Here is a 3,832-nt window from a genome sequence, read left to right as displayed (position 1 = left end):
GCCCTGTTCTCATGCCCGCGGCCAGCTGCGATCACCCGATCGAGACTCCCGTTCGACGCACACCCCTCAAGATCGGAACGACAACAGCGTCTCAGGCTCGGCCGGATGACCCGGGCCCTGCGCTCGCGCAGCCTGAGGACCGAACTGCGCACCGGTCTCGCCCACACCGTGCCCGAGCCCCCCGACCCCGACGGCCTGGTGGCGGCCGCTCCCGCCGCGCCGACGATGACCCGCCGCGGCGCACTCGGCATGGTGGGCGCGGGATCGCTGCTTCTCCTCGTGGTGACCGCCGGACAGAGCATCGGTGGTTGGATGCGCGGCACAGCACTGCTCGCTCCGCACAACCGCGATCCGGGCAGCGGTCCGAACAGCTTCCAGATCAACAAGACGGCGGCGAAGGTCGGCATCACCCCCGCGCTCGTCGGCCCCACCTGGCGACTGGAGGTGCACGGACGCGGAGCGCCGCAGGTCTTCACCCGCGAGCAGCTTCTGGCGATGCCTCAGCATGGCGCCGCACTGCCGATCGCCTGTGTGGAGGGTTGGTCCACCGAGGACCAACACTGGAGCGGACTGCGGCTGGCCGACCTCGCTGCCCTGGCCGGTCTGCCCGACGCGGCAAGCGTCCTGGTCCAGTCGATCCAACCGCCAGGCCCCTTTACCAGGGTGGTGCTGCGCGGCAACCAGATCCGCGACCCCCGAGCGCTGCTCGCCCTGCGCGTCAACGGCGCGGACCTCTCGCTCGACCACGGCTACCCGGCCCGCGTCATCGTCCCGGCCAACCCCGGCGTGAACAACACCAAGTGGGTTCACCGGCTCACCTTCAGGGCGTGACCATGGCACGACTCGTCCGCTGGTACGGCTCCGGACCGCTGCACCTGCTCGTCCTGATTGCCTCGTTCGCCCTGACTGGGTATGCCCTGGTGCGCTTGTTCGCCGTCCAGCCCTGGGAGGTGGCGATCTGGTTCGTCGGCGCGGCCGTCCTCCACGACCTCATCCTGCTGCCCCTGTACTCGCTGGCCGACCTGTCGGCGCTCTCCGTCCTGCGGCACCAAGCCGCCGATGCCTCCGACAGGCCGACGGTGCGGTGGATCAACCACCTGCGGGTTCCCGCCTTTCTGTCCGGTCTCCTCCTGCTGGTCTGGTTCCCTCTCATCCTCCGTCTGGCGGGGCCCTACCCCGGTGACACCGGCCTGTCCGACAGCGTCTACCTCGGCCGATGGCTGGCGATCACCGGCGTGCTCTTCGCAGCCTCCGCGGTCGCCTTCGCCGCGCGACTGCGCCGAGTGCGCCGGCCCGGCGACGACGAGAGCCGCTCCGCTGCCGGGCCTGGCACGGCACTGTGACAGCAGACGAGAACGACCTGTACGCCGCGGACGAGGACCCTTACGCCCTCGCTCTGCGGCCCGGCCGGGAACCGGTGTACCTACGGCTGGAAGACGGGCGCCGCATTCGGATGCCGGTTCACCGTTGGCACGAACAGCCCACGGCTGCCGACAGGACCGTGCTGGAACGCTGTGCCGGCCCCGTCCTCGACATCGGCTGCGGTCCGGGCCGTATGTGCAGAGCGCTTCTGAGCCGGGGAGTCTTCGCTTTCGGGGTCGACATCGCACCTCGTGCGGTCGCACTCACCACTGTCCAGGGTGGGCTCGCACTGTGCCGGTCGGTCTTCGACCGTCTGCCGGCCGAGCGCGGCTGGCAGACGGTTCTGCTGATCGACGGCAACGTCGGCATCGGAGGCGACCCGCACAGCCTGCTGCGCCGCTGTGGTGGACTCATGGCCCCGGCGGGACGCCTCGTCATCGAGGTCGACCCGGATGACACCGAGGAGCTGTGCACGGCGCGGTTCGAGGACCTCCAGGGCCACAGCGGCCCGCCCTTCCCCTGGGCGCTGCTGGGACGACGCGCGCTACGCAGGGCCGCCGAGGACCTCGCCCTCAGCATCACCGACCAGTGGACGAGCGGACACCGCAGTTTCCTCACCCTGGCTCATCGAAAATCTGAACCCACGACGACACACGAGGAAGGGGATCTCAATGAAGGCCATTGTGGTGACCGACCAGGCCGCGGGAACGGCCGGGATGACGCTGACGGAGCGGCCTGAGCCGTCCGCGGCGATCAACGACGTCATCGTTCGGATTCATGCATCGGGCTTCGTCCCGACGGAGATGGAGTGGCCATCGACCTGGACCGATCGCGCCGGCCGTGACAAGACACCGTCGATCCCCGGCCACGAGCTGGCCGGAGTGGTCACCGCCCTCGGCTACGGCACGACGGGGCTGTCGGCCGGGCAGCGGGTGTTCGGCCTCGCCGACTGGCACCGCGACGGCACCTTGGCGGAGTACGTTGCGATCGAAGCACGCAACCTCGCACCGCTGCCCGGTGACGTCGACTTCACGGTAGCCGCGTCCCTGCCCATCTCAGGTCTGACCGCGTGGCAGGGGCTGTTCCAGCACGGCCGCCTGCAGACCGGCCAGACCGTGCTCGCCCATGGGGCGGCAGGGGCAGTCGGGACGATGGTTACCCAGCTCGCACGTGAGGCCGGCGCTTACGTCATCGGCACCGGACGCGCCGCCGACCGTGAGAAGGCACTCGACTTCGGCGCGCATGAGTTCGTCGACCTTGAGAACGACGCGCTGAAGGACGTCGGCGGCGTCGATCTGGTCTTCGATGTCATCGGCGGCGACGTCCAGAAGCGGTCCGCTGCCCTGATCAGGGCAGGAGGAACGCTGGTGTCCGTCGTCGGCCCGGTCGAGGCGCGGCCCACTGACGGTCTGGCGGTGGACTTCGTTGTCGAGGCCGATCGTGCCGAACTGGGTGAGATCGTGCAGCGGGTGCGGGACGGACGGCTGCGGACGAACATCGGTGACGTCGCGAGCTTGGATGATGCCGTCGGTGTCCTTAACCCGACCACGCGACGCAGCGGGAAGACAGTCATCCGCGTACGCCCGTAGGGAGTGATGGCCACAGTCCGACTGGCGGGTGGCGGGTCATCCGCACGGTGTACGAGATGAAGCGGCTCGGCCGCGACGTGCTCGTGGGCGAGCCTAGAACCTGACGTCGTCCACCAAGCTTGCGGCGGTCGACGACGACGTGGCGGTGAGCCCGTGCAGCATCGACCTGCCACCCATCGCGGTCAAACCACCGCAGTGGTTCACGCCCGACCAGACGCAGAGCATCCTCGACGCACTCGCCCCCGCCTGGCGGACGATGTGCCTGCTCGGCTTCTACACCGGACCGCGCTGGGGAGAGCTCTTCGGCCTGCACCGCCACCGCATCGACACACGGCGAAGCGAGAGGTTGGATTGTCGGTCATGACGCTCGTTGGACGCTCCGAGCTCCCGCACGCGGGACAACGGGCGGATAAAAAGCCCCTGAGCTGGGCTTTTGCGTGACTCGTCCAGGCTGACATCTTTCCGATGACCTCCCACGTGGAGTGCGTCGCGATCCTGGAACCCGCCGGGCAAGGCCGCTGACCTGCCGTTTTCTGACTTCTTCTGGCTGCTCGACCTGTTTCCGGGCGTGGGAACAGGTGAAGGCGGACGATGCCGCGTGACCTTCGCATTCGTCTGAGGGGGAGGGGTGCGTGGTGGTGGCGGCGCCCGTTGGTTCTTGCGGCGTGACGCACGAATGACGTATGGCCTGAAAGGCCGTCAGGTCGTTGGAGGGCCTGGAACAGGTGCGGAGGCGACACGGCAGGTCGACTGGATGCGCGCCCGCGTGTTGTTCCTCTGCTGGTCCTTAGACGCTGTTGTCGTTCCGATCTTGAGGGGTGTGCGTCGAACGGGAGTCTCGATCGGGTGATCGCAGCTGGCCGCGGGCATGAGAACAGGGC

General features: G+C 68.6%; 4 protein-coding genes and 1 pseudogene. All 5 read left to right on the top strand.

What is annotated here, in order from left to right:
• Nucleotides 1-93: 93 nt before the first annotated feature.
• A pseudogene (locus ACIQVL_RS51460) lies at nt 94-831 on the top strand (molybdopterin-dependent oxidoreductase); the annotation flags it as partial.
• A 2-nt stretch (nt 832-833) separates the two neighbouring features.
• A complete protein-coding gene (locus ACIQVL_RS51455; protein ID WP_403479303.1) occupies nt 834-1,343 on the top strand; it encodes a hypothetical protein in 510 nt (169 codons plus the stop codon).
• A complete protein-coding gene (locus ACIQVL_RS51450; RefSeq protein ID WP_403479302.1) occupies nt 1,340-2,101 on the top strand; it encodes a class I SAM-dependent methyltransferase in 762 nt (253 codons plus the stop codon). The genes ACIQVL_RS51455 and ACIQVL_RS51450 overlap by 4 nt, the downstream gene beginning before the upstream one ends.
• On the top strand, nt 2,034-2,951 hold the full coding sequence (locus tag ACIQVL_RS51445) for an NADP-dependent oxidoreductase (protein ID WP_403430561.1): 918 nt from the start codon (nt 2,034-2,036) through the stop codon (nt 2,949-2,951). The genes ACIQVL_RS51450 and ACIQVL_RS51445 overlap by 68 nt, the downstream gene beginning before the upstream one ends.
• Before the next feature lie 145 nt (nt 2,952-3,096).
• Nucleotides 3,097-3,315, top strand: coding sequence for a hypothetical protein (locus tag ACIQVL_RS51440; RefSeq protein WP_403479301.1), 219 nt, complete (start codon nt 3,097-3,099; stop codon nt 3,313-3,315).
• Nucleotides 3,316-3,832 lie beyond the last annotated feature (517 nt).

Origin of the sequence: Streptomyces sp. NPDC090499 (assembly GCF_044769305.1) — a bacterium.
Taxonomy (GTDB): Bacteria; Actinomycetota; Actinomycetes; order Streptomycetales; family Streptomycetaceae; genus Streptomyces.
This window is presented reverse-complemented; position numbering and strand designations above follow the sequence as displayed.